The sequence below is a fragment of the Streptomyces thioluteus genome, from assembly GCF_039535865.1.
Window position 1 is genome coordinate 18,060 of sequence record NZ_BAAAXZ010000018.1, and the last position, 14,717, is coordinate 32,776.

Sequence of the window (14,717 nt, forward strand, 5' to 3'; positions counted from 1 at the left end):
TGCGCCGCGTCCGCCGGGGGCGGTCCGCGCGCCGCGCCTTTTCCACCGCCTTCCGCGGGTGCGTCCTGTCCTGGACCCCCTTCCTCCCCGCCTCCCGCGAAAGGCATGTCCCGCCATGCGTCATTCGTCCGCCCATCGCCGCCGCGTCGCCGCGGCCGCCCTCGTCGTCGCCGTCGTCACCGGAGCGGCGGCCTGCGGCCCCAAGGACAGCGGCGGCGACGCCGGGAGCGCCGACGGGGCCGGCGGCGCGCCGAAGAAGGGCGGCACGCTGACCGTCCTCAACAGAGCGCCGCAGAAGCAGTTCGACCCCGCCCGGCTCTACACCTCCGGCGGCGGCAACGTCCCCTCGCTGGTCTTCCGCACGCTGACCACCCGCCACCGCGCCGACGGCGCCGAGGGCACCAAGGTCGTCCCCGACCTCGCCACCGACACCGGCAAGCCCAGTGACGACGCCAAGGTGTGGACGTACCGGCTCAAGGACGGCCTGAAGTACGAGGACGGCTCGCCCATCACCAGTGCCGACATCAAGTACGGCATCGAGCGCTCCTTCGCCGCCGAACTCTCCGGCGGCGGGCCCTACTTGCGCGACTGGCTGATCGGCGGCGAGAGCTACCAGGGCCCGTACAAGGAGAAGAAGGGGCTCGACTCGATCGAGACCCCGGACGCGAAGACCATCGTCTTCCATCTCCGCAAGTCCGAGGGCGACTTCCCCTATCTGGCCACCTCCACCCAGTTCGCGCCCGTCCCCAAGGCGAAGGACACCGGCACCAAGTACGCCGAACACCCCGTGTCCTCCGGCCCGTACAAGGTCGTCAAGAACACCGGTGACGGCGAGCACCTGCTGCTGGAGCGCAACCCCAACTGGTCGGAGGCGACCGACAAGGAGCGGCACGCCTACCCCGACACCATCGACGTCCGCTCCGGCCTCTCCTCGGCCGTCATCAACCAGCGGCTGTCCACCGGCTCCGGCGCCGACGCCGCCGCGGTGACCACCGACACCAACCTCGGCCCGGCCGAACTCGCCCAGGTCACCAACGACAAGAAGCTCGCCTCGCGGGTCGGCACCGGCCACTTCGCTTACACCAATTACCTGGCGTTCAACCCCGAGTCGAAGCCCTTCGACGACCCGAAGGTGCGCCGGGCCGTCGCCTACGCCATCAACCGCACCAGCGTCGTCAACGCCGCCGGCGGCTCCTCGCTCGCCGAGCCGGCCACGACCTTCCTCCCGAACCAGAAGCCGCTCGGCCACACCCCGTACGACCACTTCCCGGCGGGGAAGACCGGCGACGCGGACAAGGCCAGGGCGCTGCTGAAGGAGGCCGGCCACCCGGACGGGCTGGAGATCACCCTCACCCACTCCACCGCCGCGAACTTCGAGACGGGCCCGGACGTCGCCACCGCCGTCCAGGAGGCCCTGAACAAGGCCGGGTTCAAGGTCAAGCTGGAGGGCCTGGAGGACAACGCCTACGAGGACAAGGTCCACAGCGTCAAGGACCAGCCCGGCCTCTTCCTCGCCCACTGGGGTGCGGACTGGCCGTCCGGCGGCCCGTTCCTGGCCCCGATCTTCGACGGGCGCCAGATCGTCAAGGACGGCTACAACTTCAACGCCGGCCGGCTGGACGACGCCAAGGTCAACGACGAGATCGACGCCATCAACAAAATCACCGACCATGACGCCGCCGCCAAGCGCTGGGGCGCCCTGGACGCGAAGATCGGCGAACAGGCCCTGACCGTCCCGCTGTTCCACCCGGTCTACAAGCGCCTCTACGGCAAGGACGTCAAGAACGTCGTCATCAGCGACTGGACCGGTGTCCTCGACGTCTCGCAGGTCGCGGTCAAGTGACCGAGCTCCTCACCGTTCCGACCGGTCCGGAGGCGGTGGCCGCGGCCCCCGCCTCCGGCACCCGCCAGGTCTGGCGGCGGCTGCGCGCCCGCAAAGCGGCGCTCGCGGCCGCCGTCGTCCTCGGCCTGCTCGTCGTCCTCGCCCTCGCCGCGCCGCTGTTCGCGGCGCTGGAGGGCCAGGACCCCACCACGTACCACGACGCCCTCGTCGACTCCGCGCGCGGCGGCGTGCCCGTCGGGTCGTTCGGCGGGATCAGCGCCGAGCACTGGCTCGGCGTCGAACCGGGCACCGGGCGCGATCTGTTCGTACGACTTCTCTACGGCGCCCGCGTCTCGCTGGCCGTCGCCGTCGGTGCCACGGTCCTCCAGGTCCTCATCGGCGTCGCCGTGGGACTGGCCGCCGCGCTCGGCAACCGGATCGCCGACAGCGTGCTCGGCCACCTCACCGACGTGATGGTGGCCATGCCGCTGCTGGTGTTCGCCATCGCCGTGACCGCCGTCGTCCCCGAGGGCTTCCCGCGGCCGCTGCTGCTCGTCGTCGTCATCGGGCTGATCGCCTGGGGCGCGATGGCCCGCCTCGTCCGCGCCCAGGCGCTCGGCCTGCTCAACCTCGACTACGTCTCGGCCGCGCGCCTCTCCGGAGCCTCCACCTGGCGGATCGCCCGGCGCGAACTGCTGCCCGGGCTCGCCGCGCCGGTGATCACCTACGCGGCGGTGATGCTGCCGCAGAACATGCTCAACGAGGCGGCCATGTCCTTCCTCGGCGTCGGCATCAAGCCGCCGACCCCTTCCTGGGGCCAGATGCTGTCCTCGGCCACGACCTGGTTCCGCGCGGACCCGCTCTACGTGGTCCTGCCGGCCCTGATGCTCTTCGTCACCACCTTCGCCTTCACCGTGCTGGGGGACACCGTGCGCGCCGCGCTCGACCCGCGCGAGGCGTCACGGCTGCGCGTGGGGCGTCAGCGCAAGGGGGGCTCGTCGTGACCGCATACGTGGTGCGTCGTCTGCTCGGCGTGCTCGCCGTCCTCCTCGTGCTGTCCGTCGTCGTCTACGCGACCTTCTACCTCGCCCCCGGCGACCCGGCCCGGCTGGCCTGCGGGCCCAAGTGCGACCCCGAGCAGATCCGCCAGGTCCGGTCCCAACTGGGCCTCGACCAGCCGGTGTACGCGCAGTACTGGCACTTCCTCACGGGCATCGTCACCGGGCACGACTACTCCACCGGCACCGGCGTCCGGCACTGCGACGCGCCCTGCCTCGGACTGTCCTTCCAGAGCGACCAGCCCGTCACCGACCTGATCGTCCAGCGGCTGCCCGCCACCGCGTCCCTCGCGGCCGGCGCCATGGTCCTGTGGCTGGTCATCGGCATCGGCAGCGGACTGCTGTCCGTCCTGCGGCGCGGCGGCGTCACCGAGCGGGTGCTCACCTGGATCACCCTGGCCGGCACCGCGACGCCCGTCTTCATCAGCGGCATCGGGCTGTTGATGCTGTTCTGCGCCTATCTGGAGTGGCTGCCGTTCCCGACGTACGTGCCGCTCACGGACGACCCCGAGCAGTGGGCCTGGAACCTGCTCCTGCCCTGCCTCGCGCTGGCGCTGCTGGAGTCCGCGAAGTACGCGCGGCTGACGCGCAGTTCGCTGCTGGAGACGCTGGCCGAGGACCACGTCCGCACCTTCCGCGCCTACGGGGCGAGCGAGCGGGCGATCGTCGGGCGGCACGCGCTGCGCGGGGCCCTGGCGCCCGTCATCGCCCTGACGGCCGCCGACTTCGGGTCGATGTTCGGCAACGCGATGCTGGCGGAGGCCATGTTCGGTCTGCCGGGTGTGGGGCAGCTGCTCGTGCACGCCACGCAGACCATCGACCTGCCGGTCGTCGTGGGACTGGTGATGGTCACCGGTGCCGCCGTGGCGATCGCCAACATCGTGGCGGACGTGCTGTACGCCGTCGCCGACCGGAGGGTGGCCCTGCGATGACCGTGAAGTCCCTGGTATCGGTGGAGGGCCTGTCGGTCTCCTTCCCGTCGGCCGGTGGGCCGCCGGTACGGGCCGTGGAGAACCTCTCCTTCTCGCTCGCCCCCGGCGGCGCGCTCGGCATCGTCGGCGAATCCGGCTCCGGCAAGAGCACCGCCGCCTACGCGCTGCTCGGGCTGCACCGCGGCACGGGCGCGGACGTCACCGGGACCGTGCGGGTCGCCGGGCACGACGTCACGGCGGCGGGCGAGGCGGAGCTCCGTCGCGTACGAGGCGGCGTGGCCGCCATGGTCTTCCAGGACCCGCTCTCCTCGCTCGACCCCTACCAGGCCGTCGGCGACCAGATCGCCGAGGTCCACCGGATCCACCACCGGGGCGTCTCGCGGCGCGCCGCCCGTCGGCGGGCCGTCGAGGTGCTCGACCGGGTCGGCATCCCCGACGCCGCGCGGCGTTCGCGTTCGCGTCCGCACGAGTTCAGCGGCGGCCAGCGGCAGCGGGCCCTGATCGCCATGGCCGTGGCCTGCGAGCCGCGGCTGCTCGTCGCGGACGAGCCGACGACGGCGCTGGACGTCACCGTGCAGGCGCAGATCCTGGGCCTGCTGCGGGAGTTGCGCGAGGAGACGGGCATGGGCCTCGTCCTCGTCACCCACGACCTGGGGGTCGCCGCCGGCAACGTCGACGAGCTGCTGGTGATGCGGGGCGGGCGCGCGGTCGAGCACGGGCCGGTGCGCGAGGTGCTTCGCGCGCCGCGCGAGCCGTATACGCGCGACCTGCTGGCCGCCGTGCCGCGCGTGGAGGTGCGGCGTGCGCCGGTCGCCGCCTCCGGTGGCCCGGTGCTGCTCGAAGCGACCGGTCTGCGACAGGAGTTCGGCCGGGGCCGTCGCTCCGTCACCGCCGTGGACGGGATCTCGCTGACCCTGCGGGCCGGGGAGACGGTCGGCGTCGTCGGCGAGTCCGGCAGCGGGAAGACGACGCTGGGACGGATGCTCGTGCGGCTGCTGCAGCCGACGGCGGGCGAACTGCGCTACGAGGGGCGGGACATCGGGGCCCTCGGGGAGCGGGAACTGCGGTCCTTCCGCAGCGAGCTCCAGATGGTCTTCCAGGACCCGGTCTCCTCGCTCAACCCGCGGCGTTCCGTCGGGGAATCGATCGCCGATCCGCTGCGGGTCGCCGGGCGGCTGGGCGAGAAGGAGATCGTCGCACGGGTGCGCGATCTGCTGGACCGGGTCGGGCTCGATCCCGACGCGTACCACCGCTATCCGCACGAGTTCAGCGGCGGGCAGCGGCAGCGCGTCGGGATCGCGCGGGCGCTGGCCCCGTCGCCCAAGGTCGTCGTCTGCGACGAGCCGGTGTCGGCGCTGGACGTGACGACGCAGGCACAGGTCGTCTCCCTGCTGGGGGAGTTGCAGAGGGAGTTGGGGCTGGGGCTGGTGTTCATCGCGCATGACTTGGCGGTGGTGCGGCAGGTGAGTGATCGGGTGGTTGTGATGCGGGGTGGGTGTGTGGTGGAGGAGGGGGTGGCGGATGCGGTGTATGAGCGGCCGGAGCATCCGTATACGCGGGGGTTGTTGGAGGCGGTCCCGCGGGTGGTGTGACCGGGGGGTTTGCTCCCCGCCCCGCCCTTTAACCGTTTCCACGGGGGCTGCGCCCCCGCCCGCCCCGCCGCGCTCCGCGCGGGTGGAGCGGGGCTTCGCCCCTGCGCCCCACCGGGGGCTCCGCCCCCTGGCCCCCTGACCGGGGCTGCGCCCCTGGCCCCCGAAGCGCCCTGCGGGCGCTGTCCTCAAACGCCGGACGGGCTGCATGGTGCGCCCGCGCTGGATTTCAGGCGTGGGTGCGCCATTTCAGCCCGTCCGGCGCTTGAGGACAACCGTGCGGAGCGCGGTTGCGGGGTCCGGGGCGGAGCCCCGAACGGGGGCCAGGGAGCGCAGCCCCGGCAAGCGCGGCGCAGCCGCGTCGCGGGTCGAGGGGCGCAGCCCCCGACCATCGCGCGGAGCGCGGTGCGGGGTCGAGGGGCGCAGCCCCGGAAGAAACGGTGAAAGGGCGGGCCAGGGGCAAAACCCGCGCGAAGCGCGCACCAGAGTCCGCACCCGCACCCGTACCCGAGCCCGGGGCCGAGCCCGCACCCGTACCCGAGCCCGGGGGCGTACCCGTACCCGGGCCCAAAGCCGAGCCGCCCCAAGCCCAGAACCCCGCCCCGGAAGGGGCCCCCGCCGCGCGGCCCCCATAACGCGCCCCCAAACCCCAAAGTCACGCCCGTTCACCCCTTCCGGTGGTGCGACGGACAACCGTCCGCCGCGCCACCTGCGGGCCCCCATAGCGTGCTCCCGGCTGCCGTACGACGGAGGAGATCGGGGGTGCGCTCGTGCGCGTGGGACTGCTGACCGAGGGTGGGTACCCGTACGCCGCGGGGGAGGGCGGCGAGTGGTGCGACCGGCTGGTGCGCGGCCTGGCCCGGCACGAGTTCGAGGTCTACGCGCTGAGCCGCAGCGCCCGCCAGGAGGAGGGTGGTTGGTACGCCCTGCCCGGCAACGTCCGCCGGATCAGGGCCGCTCCACTGTGGGGCGGCCCCGCCGGATGCGCGCCGGAGAGAGCCCGCGGCGCCCACGGCCGCCGCGAACGCCAGCGCTTCACCGGCCACTTCGGCGACCTGGCATCCGCCCTCACCACCCCGGGTGATCAGGCGTACCGTTTCGCCGAGGGCCTCTACGGCCTCGCCGACCTCGCCCGCGACGAGGGCGGCCTCGCCTCCGCGCTCCGCTCCGAGACCGCCCTGCGCGCCCTGGAGGCGGCCTGCCGCGCGCCCGGCGCCCACCCCGGTGCGTACGGCGCCCGCGTCGCCGACCTGCTCGTCGTCTCCGGGCTGCTGGAGCGTGCCCTGCGCCCGCTCTCCCTCGACTGGTACGGAGCACCGGACGGTGATCTGGGGCTCGCGGGAGTGGACCTGTGCCATGCCGCCTCCGCCGGGCCGGCCGCCCTCCCGGGGCTGCTGGCCCACCGCTTCTTCGGTACCCCGTTGCTCGTCACCGAGTACGGCGTCCGCCTGCGCGAGCACTACCTGGCCGGGCCGGTCGGCCTGTCGCTGTCCGTCCGTACCCTGCTCTCCGCCTTCCACCGCCTGCTGGCCGGCGAGATCTACGCCCGGGCCGCCCTGATCACCCCCGGCGACGCCCAGGTGCGGCGCTGGCAGGAGCGCTGCGGCGCCGACCGCGCCCGGCTGCGCACCGTCCCCCCGGGCGTCGACGCCGGACTGTACGAGGCGGTGGGCGAGGCCTGCCCCGCCGACGGCGCGGCAGAGCGCAACGGACCGGTCCTCCTGCTCGCCGGCGGCCCCCCCCGAACCCTGGCTCTGGGAGGCGTTCACCGTGCTGCGGACGGCCGAGCCCCGGGTGCGGCTGGCCGTCACCGGCACCGCCCCGGACGCCCCGCTGCCCGAGGGCGTCGCCCGCGTCGCCGCCTGCGGCCCCGACGACTACGCCGCCGCGGACGCCGTCGTCGTCTGCGCCCCCGGCGACGGCTTCCCCGTCCCGCTGGCCGAGGCCATGTTCTGCGGCCGCGCCGCGGTCGCCCCCGACACCGCCGCGGTCCGCGAAGTCCTCGGCGGCACCGGCCTGGTGGTGCCTCCGCGCGACCCGCACGCCCTCGCCGAGGCCTGCCTCACGCTGCTGCGCGACCCGGGGCACGGACGGCGGCTCGGCGCCGCCGCCCGTGCCCGTGCCCTCGAACTCTTCACGGTGGAGCAGAACATCGCCTCCTTCGGCGCCATCTACCTCGAACTCCTCTCCCGCGCCCCGGTGCGGCACGACCTCGCGCCGTCCCCGGCCGGGTCCGTCCGCTCCCGCGGCCCCCTCGACGCGTCCCCGCGGTCCACGTCGCCGTCCTGGGCGGGCCGCCGATGATGTCGACGACCCGGCCGGCGCCGGCCCCCGCCCCCCCGGACCCCGCCGACATATCCCGTGTGCCGGCCGGTCCCCGCCCCGACCCGGTCCGGGCCCTGCTGCGCGACCACCACGCGCTCTGCGCCGACGCCGTGGACCCCCTGGAGATCGCCGCCGGCCTGGAGGCGCACGGCGTCACCGACCGCACGGCCGCCGACTGCGGTCACCGCGACGTCTTCTCCCTCGCGGAGGAACTGCACGCCCGGGTGGAGCGCACCGGACCGCCGTCCGCCCCCTCCGCCACCCGGCCCCCGGCCGGCGGAGGGACGTGCGCGGCCCGGCCCGGGAGCGGCGGCGTCCTCGGCGCGCTGGTATGGCTCTGGCTGCTCGGCTACGGGCTGGCCGGCGACCTGCTGCCGGCCGCGCTGGCCCATGGCCACCGCCTCCCGGGCCCGCGCGCCCTGGCCGCGGCCGCCGCGCCGACCGCCCTCGCGCTGGCCTGCGCCGTCGCCCCCGCCGCCTGGTGCGCGCACGCCTTCGCCGGGTACGCGCGGCGCAGGCTCGCCGACAGCCGGTCGCTGGCCGAGTTCCACGGCCGCGCCCGGCGCGCGCTGCTGGCCTCGGTCGCCCTCCTCCTCGGCGTCCTGTGCGTCTGCGTCGCCCTGGCCCGCTCGGCCCTGCCCGCCGCCGAGGCCGCCGCGCCGCCCGCGCTGGCCGCCGTCGCCCTGGGAGCCCTGCTCTTCCTGGGCCGGCTCTGCGCCGCGCACGGTCTGACCCGCCCGGCCCTCGCCGCCGGTCTCGCCGCCTGCGCCGCCGAGGCCGTGCCGCTGGCCGCGCTGCTCGCCGCCCGGCTTCCCGGATGCTCCGCCCTCGACCGGCCCGTCACCTGGCTGACCGGTGCCCACGGCCCGGCCGCCGTCCCCCTCGTGGCGTGCGCCGTCCCGGCGTTCGCCCTCCTCGTCCACGCCGTCACCGTCCTCTCCCGGGCCGCCGTCCACGGCCGGGGGGACCTCCCGACCGCGCCCGTCCGCCCCGGCGCCCCGGCCGGAACGGGCGCACCGACCACCCCGCCAGAGGAGCAAGCACCATGACCGTTCACCCCACCGGCACCACCCGGCGAGAGCGAGGACGCGACCGATGAGGGTCCTGTTGCTCGGCGCCAACGGCTACCTCGGCCGCTTCGTGGCCGACCGGCTGCTCGCCGACCCCGCCGTCCAGCTCACCGCGCTCGGCCGCGGCGACGACGCGGACGTCCGCTTCGACCTGGCCACCGGCAGCCCCGGCGCGCTCACCCGGTTCCTGAACGCCGTCCACCCCGGCGTCGTCATCAACTGCGCGGGCGCCACCCGCGGCGGGGCCCGCGACCTCGCCCGGCACAACACGGTCGCGGTCGCCACCGTCTGCGAGTCCCTGCGCCGCAGCGGCTGCGGCGCGCGCCTGGTGCAGCTGGGGTGCTCCTCGGAGTACGGGCCCTCGCAGCCCGGCTCCTCCACCGCCGAGGACGCCGTGCCGCGCCCCGGCGGCCCGTACGGCGTCAGCAAACTCGCCGCCACCGAACTGGTGCTGGGCTCCGGGCTCGACGCCATCGTGCTGCGGGTCTTCTCGCCCGTCGGCCCGGGCACCCCCGCCGGCTCCCCGCTGGGCCGTCTCGCCGAGGCCATGCGGCGCGCCATGCAGAACGGGGACAACGAGCTCAAGCTCACCGGCCTCGGCGTCCAGCGCGACTTCGTGGACGTCCGCGACATCGCCCGGGCCGTGCACGCCGCCTCCCTGTCCGCCGCCCAGGGTGCCGTCAACATCGGCACCGGCCGCGCCGTCCGGCTGCGCGAGGCCGCCTCCCTGCTCGCCCGCGTCGCCGGCTTCGGGGGCGCGCTGCACGAGCTGGACGACCCGCACCTGGGCGCCGCCCCCGCCTACCCCTATCCGGACGGCTGCGGCGGCTGGCAGCAGGCCGACGTGCGCACCGCGCGCGACCGGCTCGGCTGGCGGCCCCGGATCGGGCTGGAGGAGTCGCTGGCGGACATCTGGATGGAGGCCGCGTGTCGCATCTGATCTCCTCGGGGAACCGGCGGCCGGTCCCGGCCCGGAAGGCCCCGCTGCGGCTGGGCGTTCCCGGCTTCGCCCACCCCCTCGTCGCCCCCGTGGAGTGGGGCCGGCTCTGCCGGGCCGGGCTCCCCCTGGAGTGGGCCGTGCTCGGGGGCGCGTCCGGCGGTCCGGGCAGCCGCCCCGATCCGTACTACGCGGCCGCCGCCGCCCCCTTGCGGAACGTGGGCGTCCGGGTGCTGGGCCACCTGGACGCCGGCTACGGGTCCCGGCCCTTCGGCGAACTCCTCTCCGACGCCCAGCGCTTCCTCAACTGGTACAAGGTGGACGGCTTCGCCCTGGCCCGCTGCCCCGCCGACAGCGGGGCGCTCGCCGACGTCCGCCGGGTGACCGGCGCGCTGCGCACCCTGTGCGAGCGGGCGTACCTCGTCCTCGTGCACGGCAGCCACCCCGTCCCCGGATACGCCGTGCTCGCCGACCAGTTGGTGACCTTCACCGGGCCGTGGAACCGCTACCGCTGGTCCCGCCCGGCCGACTGGACCGCCGACCACGCCCCCGGCCGCTTCTGCCACCTGGTGCACAGCGTGCCCCGGGACCACCTGAGGGAGGCCCTGTGCATCGCCCGGCGGCAGGGCGCCGGCACGGTCTACATGACCGACCGCACCGATCGCGACGGCCTGGACCCCTGGGAGTCCATGCCCGGCTACTGGGACGAGTTCATCTCGAACATCGGACCTGGTGTCTCGGAATGAGCCGCGGCGTGGCAGTGTTACGGAATTGAAGACCGCCCCTTCTTCCGACCTACGGAGACCCCGTGTCGCTGCCACCCCTGGTTGAGCCGGCCGCCGAGCTCACCGTCGACGAGGTTCGCAGGTACTCCCGCCACCTGATCATCCCGGACGTCGGGATGGACGGGCAGAAGCGGCTCAAGAACGCCAAGGTGCTCTGCGTGGGCGCCGGCGGCCTCGGCTCGCCCGCCCTGATGTACCTCGCCGCGGCCGGTGTGGGCACGCTGGGCATCGTGGAGTTCGACGAGGTGGACGAGTCCAACCTCCAGCGGCAGATCATCCACAGCCAGTCGGACATCGGCCGCTCCAAGGCCGAGTCCGCGCGCGACTCCGTGCTCGGCATCAACCCGTACGTGAACGTCGTCCTCCACCAGGAGCGCCTGGAGGCGGAGAACGTCAAGGAGATCTTCTCCCAGTACGACCTGATCGTCGACGGCACCGACAACTTCGCGACCCGTTACCTCGTCAATGACGCGTGCGTGCTCCTCGGCAAGCCCTACGTGTGGGGCTCGATCTACCGCTTCGACGGCCAGGCGTCCGTCTTCTGGAGCGAGCACGGTCCCTGCTACCGCTGCCTCTACCCCGAGCCCCCGCCGCCGGGCATGGTCCCCTCCTGCGCCGAGGGCGGCGTCCTGGGCGTGCTGTGCGCCTCGATCGGCTCCATCCAGGTCACCGAGGCGATCAAGCTGCTGGCGGGCGTGGGCGATCCGCTGGTCGGCCGCCTGATGATCTACGACGCCCTGGAGATGACCTACCGTCAGGTCAAGGTCCGCAAGGACCCCGACTGTGCGGTCTGCGGCACGAACCCGACGGTCACCGAGCTCATCGACTACGAGGCGTTCTGCGGCGTCGTCTCCGAGGAGGCCCAGCAGGCCGCCCTCGGTTCGACGATCACCCCCAAGCAGCTCAAGGAATGGCTGGACGAGGGCGAGAACATCGACGTCATCGACGTCCGAGAGCCCAACGAGTACGAGATCGTCTCCATCCCCGGCGCCCGGCTGATCCCCAAGAACGAGTTCCTGATGGGCAACGCGCTGCAGGACCTGCCGCAGGACAAGAGGATCGTCCTGCACTGCAAGACGGGGGTCCGCTCCGCGGAGGTCCTCGCCGTCCTCAAGTCCGCCGGTTTCGCCGACGCGGTCCATGTCCAGGGCGGCGTGATCGGCTGGGTCCACCAGGTGGAGCCGCACAAGCCGGTGTATTAGCCGGGGGCTTCGCCCCCTGGCCCCCGCAGCACCCTCCGGGTGCTGTCCTCAAGCGCCGGACGGGCTGAACAGCCCGTCCGGCGCTTGAGGACGAACGCGGCGCAGCCGCGTTGCCGCGGGTCCGGGGCGGAGCACCGGTTTCGGGAAGGGGCGGGGTGGGGGAGAGCTACGAGCACGTCGCCCCGCGCGCCGGCACCCTCCCCTCCACCAGATAGCCGTCCACCAGCGCCTTCATGCACGCGTTGCCGCTGTTGTACGCCCCGTGGCCCTCGCCCTTGTACGTCACCTCGACGGCTGCCGGGCCCAGGGCCCGGGCCATGTTGCGCGCCCCCTCGTAAGGGGTGGCGGGGTCACCGGTGTTGCCCACGACCAGCACCGGCGCCGCACCCTTCGCCGAGACCGACGACTCCGGGGTCTTCCACTTGCCCTTGACGGGCCAGCCCGTGCACTGGAGCAGGGCCCAGGCCGCCGACTCCCCGAACACCGGTGAGGCGGAGCGGAATTCGGGCAGCAGGGCCTTCACCTCATCCGGTGAGTAGCGCTGCTCCGCGTCGGCGCAGCTGATGGCGCGGTTGGCGGCCTGGAGGTTGCTGTAGTGGCCCTCGGGGTCGCGGCCCGCGAGGGAGTCGGAGAGCAGGAGCAGGATGGTGCCCTTGCGCTTGTCCGTGGCCTCGCGGAGGCCCGCGGACAGGTACTTCCAGGTGTCCTTGGAGTAGAGCGCGGCGGCGATGCCGTTCACCGCCTGGTCCTGGGACAGGGAGCGGCCGATGCCCGTGGGCAGCGGCTTCGCGTCGAGGTCCTTGAGCAGGGCCGTGATCCGGCTCTGGGGAGGGGCAGTTGGCGCCGCAGTCCTTCAGGAAGTCGCCGAGGGCGAGTTGGAAGCCCTTGGCCTGGGCCAGGGAGCCCTGCGCCGGGTCCTGCCGGGGGTCCACGACGGCGTCCAGGACGGCCCGGCCGACGTTCTTCGGGAACAAGTGGGCGTAGACCGCCCCGAGTTCGGTGCCGTAGGAGATGCCGAAGTAGCGCAGCTTGTCGTCGCCGAGGGCGGCCCGGAGGCGGTCCATGTCGCGGGCGGCGCTGAGGGTGTCGACGTGGGCCAGGGCCGGGCCCGAGTTCTTTCCGCAGGCCTGGGCGAAGCGGCGGTTGAGCGTCACGGCCGCCGCGAGCTCCGCCTCGTCGTCCGGGGTGGCGTCGGTGCGGTCGGCGGCGTCCAGCTCCTTGTCGCTCAGGCAGCGCACGCCGGCGCTCTCGCCGACGCCGCGCGGGTCGAAGCTCACCAGGTCGTAGCGCTTGCGCAGATCCGCGTAGCTCTTGGCGAACGAGGGCAGCGTCGCCACGCCGGAGCCGCCCGGGCCGCCGAAGTTGAAGACCAGCGACCCGATGCGGTGCTTCTCGTCCGTCGCCCGGGCGCGGATCAGCGCGAGGTCGATGGTCTTTCCGTCCGGCTGCGCGTAGTCCAGCGGGACGGGCAGGGACGCGCACTCCCAGCCCGCGCCGGGCGCCTTGCCGCCGCCCTGGGCGGCGGTGGGGGCGGCGCACGGCTTCCAGTCGATGCGGGAGGCGGCGGCGCGGCTCCCGTCCTTGCCGCTGTCGTCGTCGCGCCCGCCGCCGCCCGGGCCGCAGGCGGCGGCGAGGACGAGCGCGAGCGCGGCGCTTGCGAGGGTGAGGGCCCTCGGCCGAGGTGGACTCATGCACCGACTCTACGGCCCGGGTCGGACACCGTGCGTGACACCGGGCGTCACGATCCCGCGGGTATCGCCCGCAGCGGCCGGTCGGTGGTGCCGGTCACGTATCCCGTGGGGCCCGGGGAGCGGGTGCCGGACGGGGGGTGGTGTGGTCAGCGGGGGTCCGGGGGCGGGCGGCGCGGGCGTGTCGTCCGGGCCGACCAGCGGGGCCGACTGCGTCTGCCAGAGCGCGACCAGGGCGGCCAGCAGGGCCGTGACGGCCAGGGCGCCGGTGAGCCTGTTGCGCGCGGGGCCGCCGGACTCCGGCGGCGACGGCTCGTCGGGCATGACACACCCCCTCCTTACCGGGCGAGACCTTGCGAGACCTTGCGAGACCTTGTACGGGCGATCGTAGTGCGGGCCACTGACATTCGAGAGAACGGAATTCGCCGTACGGTGTGATGTGCTGCGAGTGCTATGAGCACACCGTGCCGCGCCCCGGCACAGTACCGTTCAGCAGATAGGCGTCAACCGCCTTCTTCACGCAGGGATTTCCGCTGTCGTACGCGCCGTGGCCCTGTCCCCGGTACGTCATCTCGATCCCGACGCCGTCGCCCAGCGCCTGCGCCATCCTGCGCGCTCCCTCGTAAGGGGTTGCCGGATCACCGGTGTTGCCGACGACGAGGACGGGCGCCGCCCCCTTGGCGCCGACGTCCGGCCGCTGCCAGGCGCCCTTGACGGGCCACCCGGTGCACTGCGTGAGGCTCCACGCCATGAAGTCGCCGAACACCGGGGACGCCTTGCGGAACTCGGGCACCTTGTCCGTGATCTCGGCGGCGGTGTAGCGCTGGGCGAAGTCCGCGCAGCTGATGGCGGTGAGGGAGGACTGGAGGGTGCTGTAACGCCCGTCCTGGCCGCGGCCGTTCATCGCGTCGCCCAGCGCCATGAGGATCTTGCCGTCGCCGTTCTCCGCGTCCTCCAGGCCTTCGGTGAGGTAGTCCCAGAAGTCCTTGGAGTACAGCGACTGGGCGATGCCCGTGGTGGCCAGCGACTGGGTCAGCATCCGGCCCTCGCCGCCGGGGACGGGGTTCTTGCCGAGCCGGTCCAGCAGGGCGACGATCTGCTGCTCCGTGGGGCAGTTGTCGTGCGTCGCGGTGCACGCCGTCAGGTAGTTGCCCAGCGCGAGTTCGAAGCCGCGGGCCTGGCCGAGGGGCGCCCTCCACCGGGTCGGCGGTGGGGTCCACGACGCGTCGAAGAGGCGCCGCCCCCCCCCCCCACCCCTCACAGGCTGGGGGAACAAAGTGGCCGTACACAGTCCCGCGACCCTCTCAGG

The 14,717-nt window shown here is 73.9% G+C and carries 10 protein-coding genes and 2 pseudogenes; 9 read left to right on the forward strand and 3 right to left on the reverse strand.

Going from position 1 to position 14,717, the window contains the following annotated elements:
• Positions 1–115: 115 nt before the first annotated feature.
• The 9 genes and pseudogenes from ABD794_RS02060 (at position 116) to moeZ (ending at position 11,720) form a co-directional block, all read left to right on the forward strand.
• Positions 116–1,843 carry an ABC transporter substrate-binding protein gene (locus ABD794_RS02060; RefSeq protein WP_344960589.1) on the forward strand — a complete coding sequence of 576 codons (1,728 nt, stop codon included), beginning with the start codon at positions 116–118 and terminating at the stop codon, positions 1,841–1,843.
• The gene (locus ABD794_RS02065; RefSeq protein WP_344960591.1) at positions 1,840–2,826 is read left to right on the forward strand and encodes an ABC transporter permease; all 987 of its coding nucleotides are present in this window, start codon (positions 1,840–1,842) and stop codon (positions 2,824–2,826) included. Before ABD794_RS02060 ends, ABD794_RS02065 begins: the two co-directional genes overlap by 4 nt.
• Positions 2,823–3,812 (forward strand): ABC transporter permease, encoded by a 990-nt coding sequence (locus ABD794_RS02070; RefSeq protein WP_344960592.1) that lies wholly within the window; start codon positions 2,823–2,825, stop codon positions 3,810–3,812. The genes ABD794_RS02065 and ABD794_RS02070 overlap by 4 nt, the downstream gene beginning before the upstream one ends.
• Positions 3,809–5,404 (forward strand): dipeptide ABC transporter ATP-binding protein, encoded by a 1,596-nt coding sequence (locus tag ABD794_RS02075; protein ID WP_344960593.1) that lies wholly within the window; start codon positions 3,809–3,811, stop codon positions 5,402–5,404. The genes ABD794_RS02070 and ABD794_RS02075 overlap by 4 nt, the downstream gene beginning before the upstream one ends.
• Before the next feature lie 773 nt (positions 5,405–6,177).
• A pseudogene (locus tag ABD794_RS18475) lies at positions 6,178–6,957 on the forward strand (DUF3492 domain-containing protein); the annotation flags it as partial.
• 238 nt (positions 6,958–7,195) lie between these two features.
• Positions 7,196–7,705, forward strand: a complete 510-nt coding sequence (locus tag ABD794_RS18480) for a glycosyltransferase (protein WP_425585903.1) — start codon at positions 7,196–7,198, stop codon at positions 7,703–7,705.
• A 1,116-nt stretch (positions 7,706–8,821) separates the two neighbouring features.
• Positions 8,822–9,736 (forward strand): NAD-dependent epimerase/dehydratase family protein, encoded by a 915-nt coding sequence (locus ABD794_RS02090; protein ID WP_199892790.1) that lies wholly within the window; start codon positions 8,822–8,824, stop codon positions 9,734–9,736.
• Entirely contained in the window at positions 9,724–10,479 is a 756-nt protein-coding gene (locus tag ABD794_RS02095) for a spherulation-specific family 4 protein (RefSeq protein WP_425585902.1), read from the forward strand. The genes ABD794_RS02090 and ABD794_RS02095 overlap by 13 nt, the downstream gene beginning before the upstream one ends.
• A gap of 62 nt (positions 10,480–10,541) precedes the next feature.
• On the forward strand, positions 10,542–11,720 hold the full coding sequence (gene moeZ, locus ABD794_RS02100; RefSeq protein ID WP_344960595.1) for an adenylyltransferase/sulfurtransferase MoeZ: 1,179 nt from the start codon (positions 10,542–10,544) through the stop codon (positions 11,718–11,720).
• 166 nt (positions 11,721–11,886) lie between these two features.
• Here moeZ and ABD794_RS02105 read toward each other — a convergent pair.
• From ABD794_RS02105 to ABD794_RS02115, 3 genes and pseudogenes are all read right to left on the reverse strand, one after another.
• Positions 11,887–13,411, reverse strand: a pseudogene (locus tag ABD794_RS02105) (alpha/beta hydrolase).
• 9 nt (positions 13,412–13,420) lie between these two features.
• Entirely contained in the window at positions 13,421–13,732 is a 312-nt protein-coding gene (locus ABD794_RS02110; RefSeq protein ID WP_344960596.1) for a hypothetical protein, read from the reverse strand.
• A gap of 127 nt (positions 13,733–13,859) precedes the next feature.
• Positions 13,860–14,669 carry an alpha/beta hydrolase gene (locus ABD794_RS02115; RefSeq protein WP_344960597.1) on the reverse strand — a complete coding sequence of 270 codons (810 nt, stop codon included), beginning with the start codon at positions 14,667–14,669 and terminating at the stop codon, positions 13,860–13,862.
• Positions 14,670–14,717 lie beyond the last annotated feature (48 nt).

What these genes read in the sequence shown, in the direction of transcription:
- ABD794_RS02060 (WP_344960589.1), top strand. Translation starts at nt 116, where the DNA reads ATGCGTCATTCGTCCGCCCATCGCCGCCGCGTCGCCGCGGCCGCCCTC.
- ABD794_RS02075 (WP_344960593.1), top strand. Translation starts at nt 3,809, where the DNA reads ATGACCGTGAAGTCCCTGGTATCGGTGGAGGGCCTGTCGGTCTCCTTC.
- ABD794_RS02090 (WP_199892790.1), top strand. Translation starts at nt 8,822, where the DNA reads ATGAGGGTCCTGTTGCTCGGCGCCAACGGCTACCTCGGCCGCTTCGTG.
- ABD794_RS02110 (WP_344960596.1), bottom strand. Translation starts at nt 13,732, where the DNA reads ATGCCCGACGAGCCGTCGCCGCCGGAGTCCGGCGGCCCCGCGCGCAAC.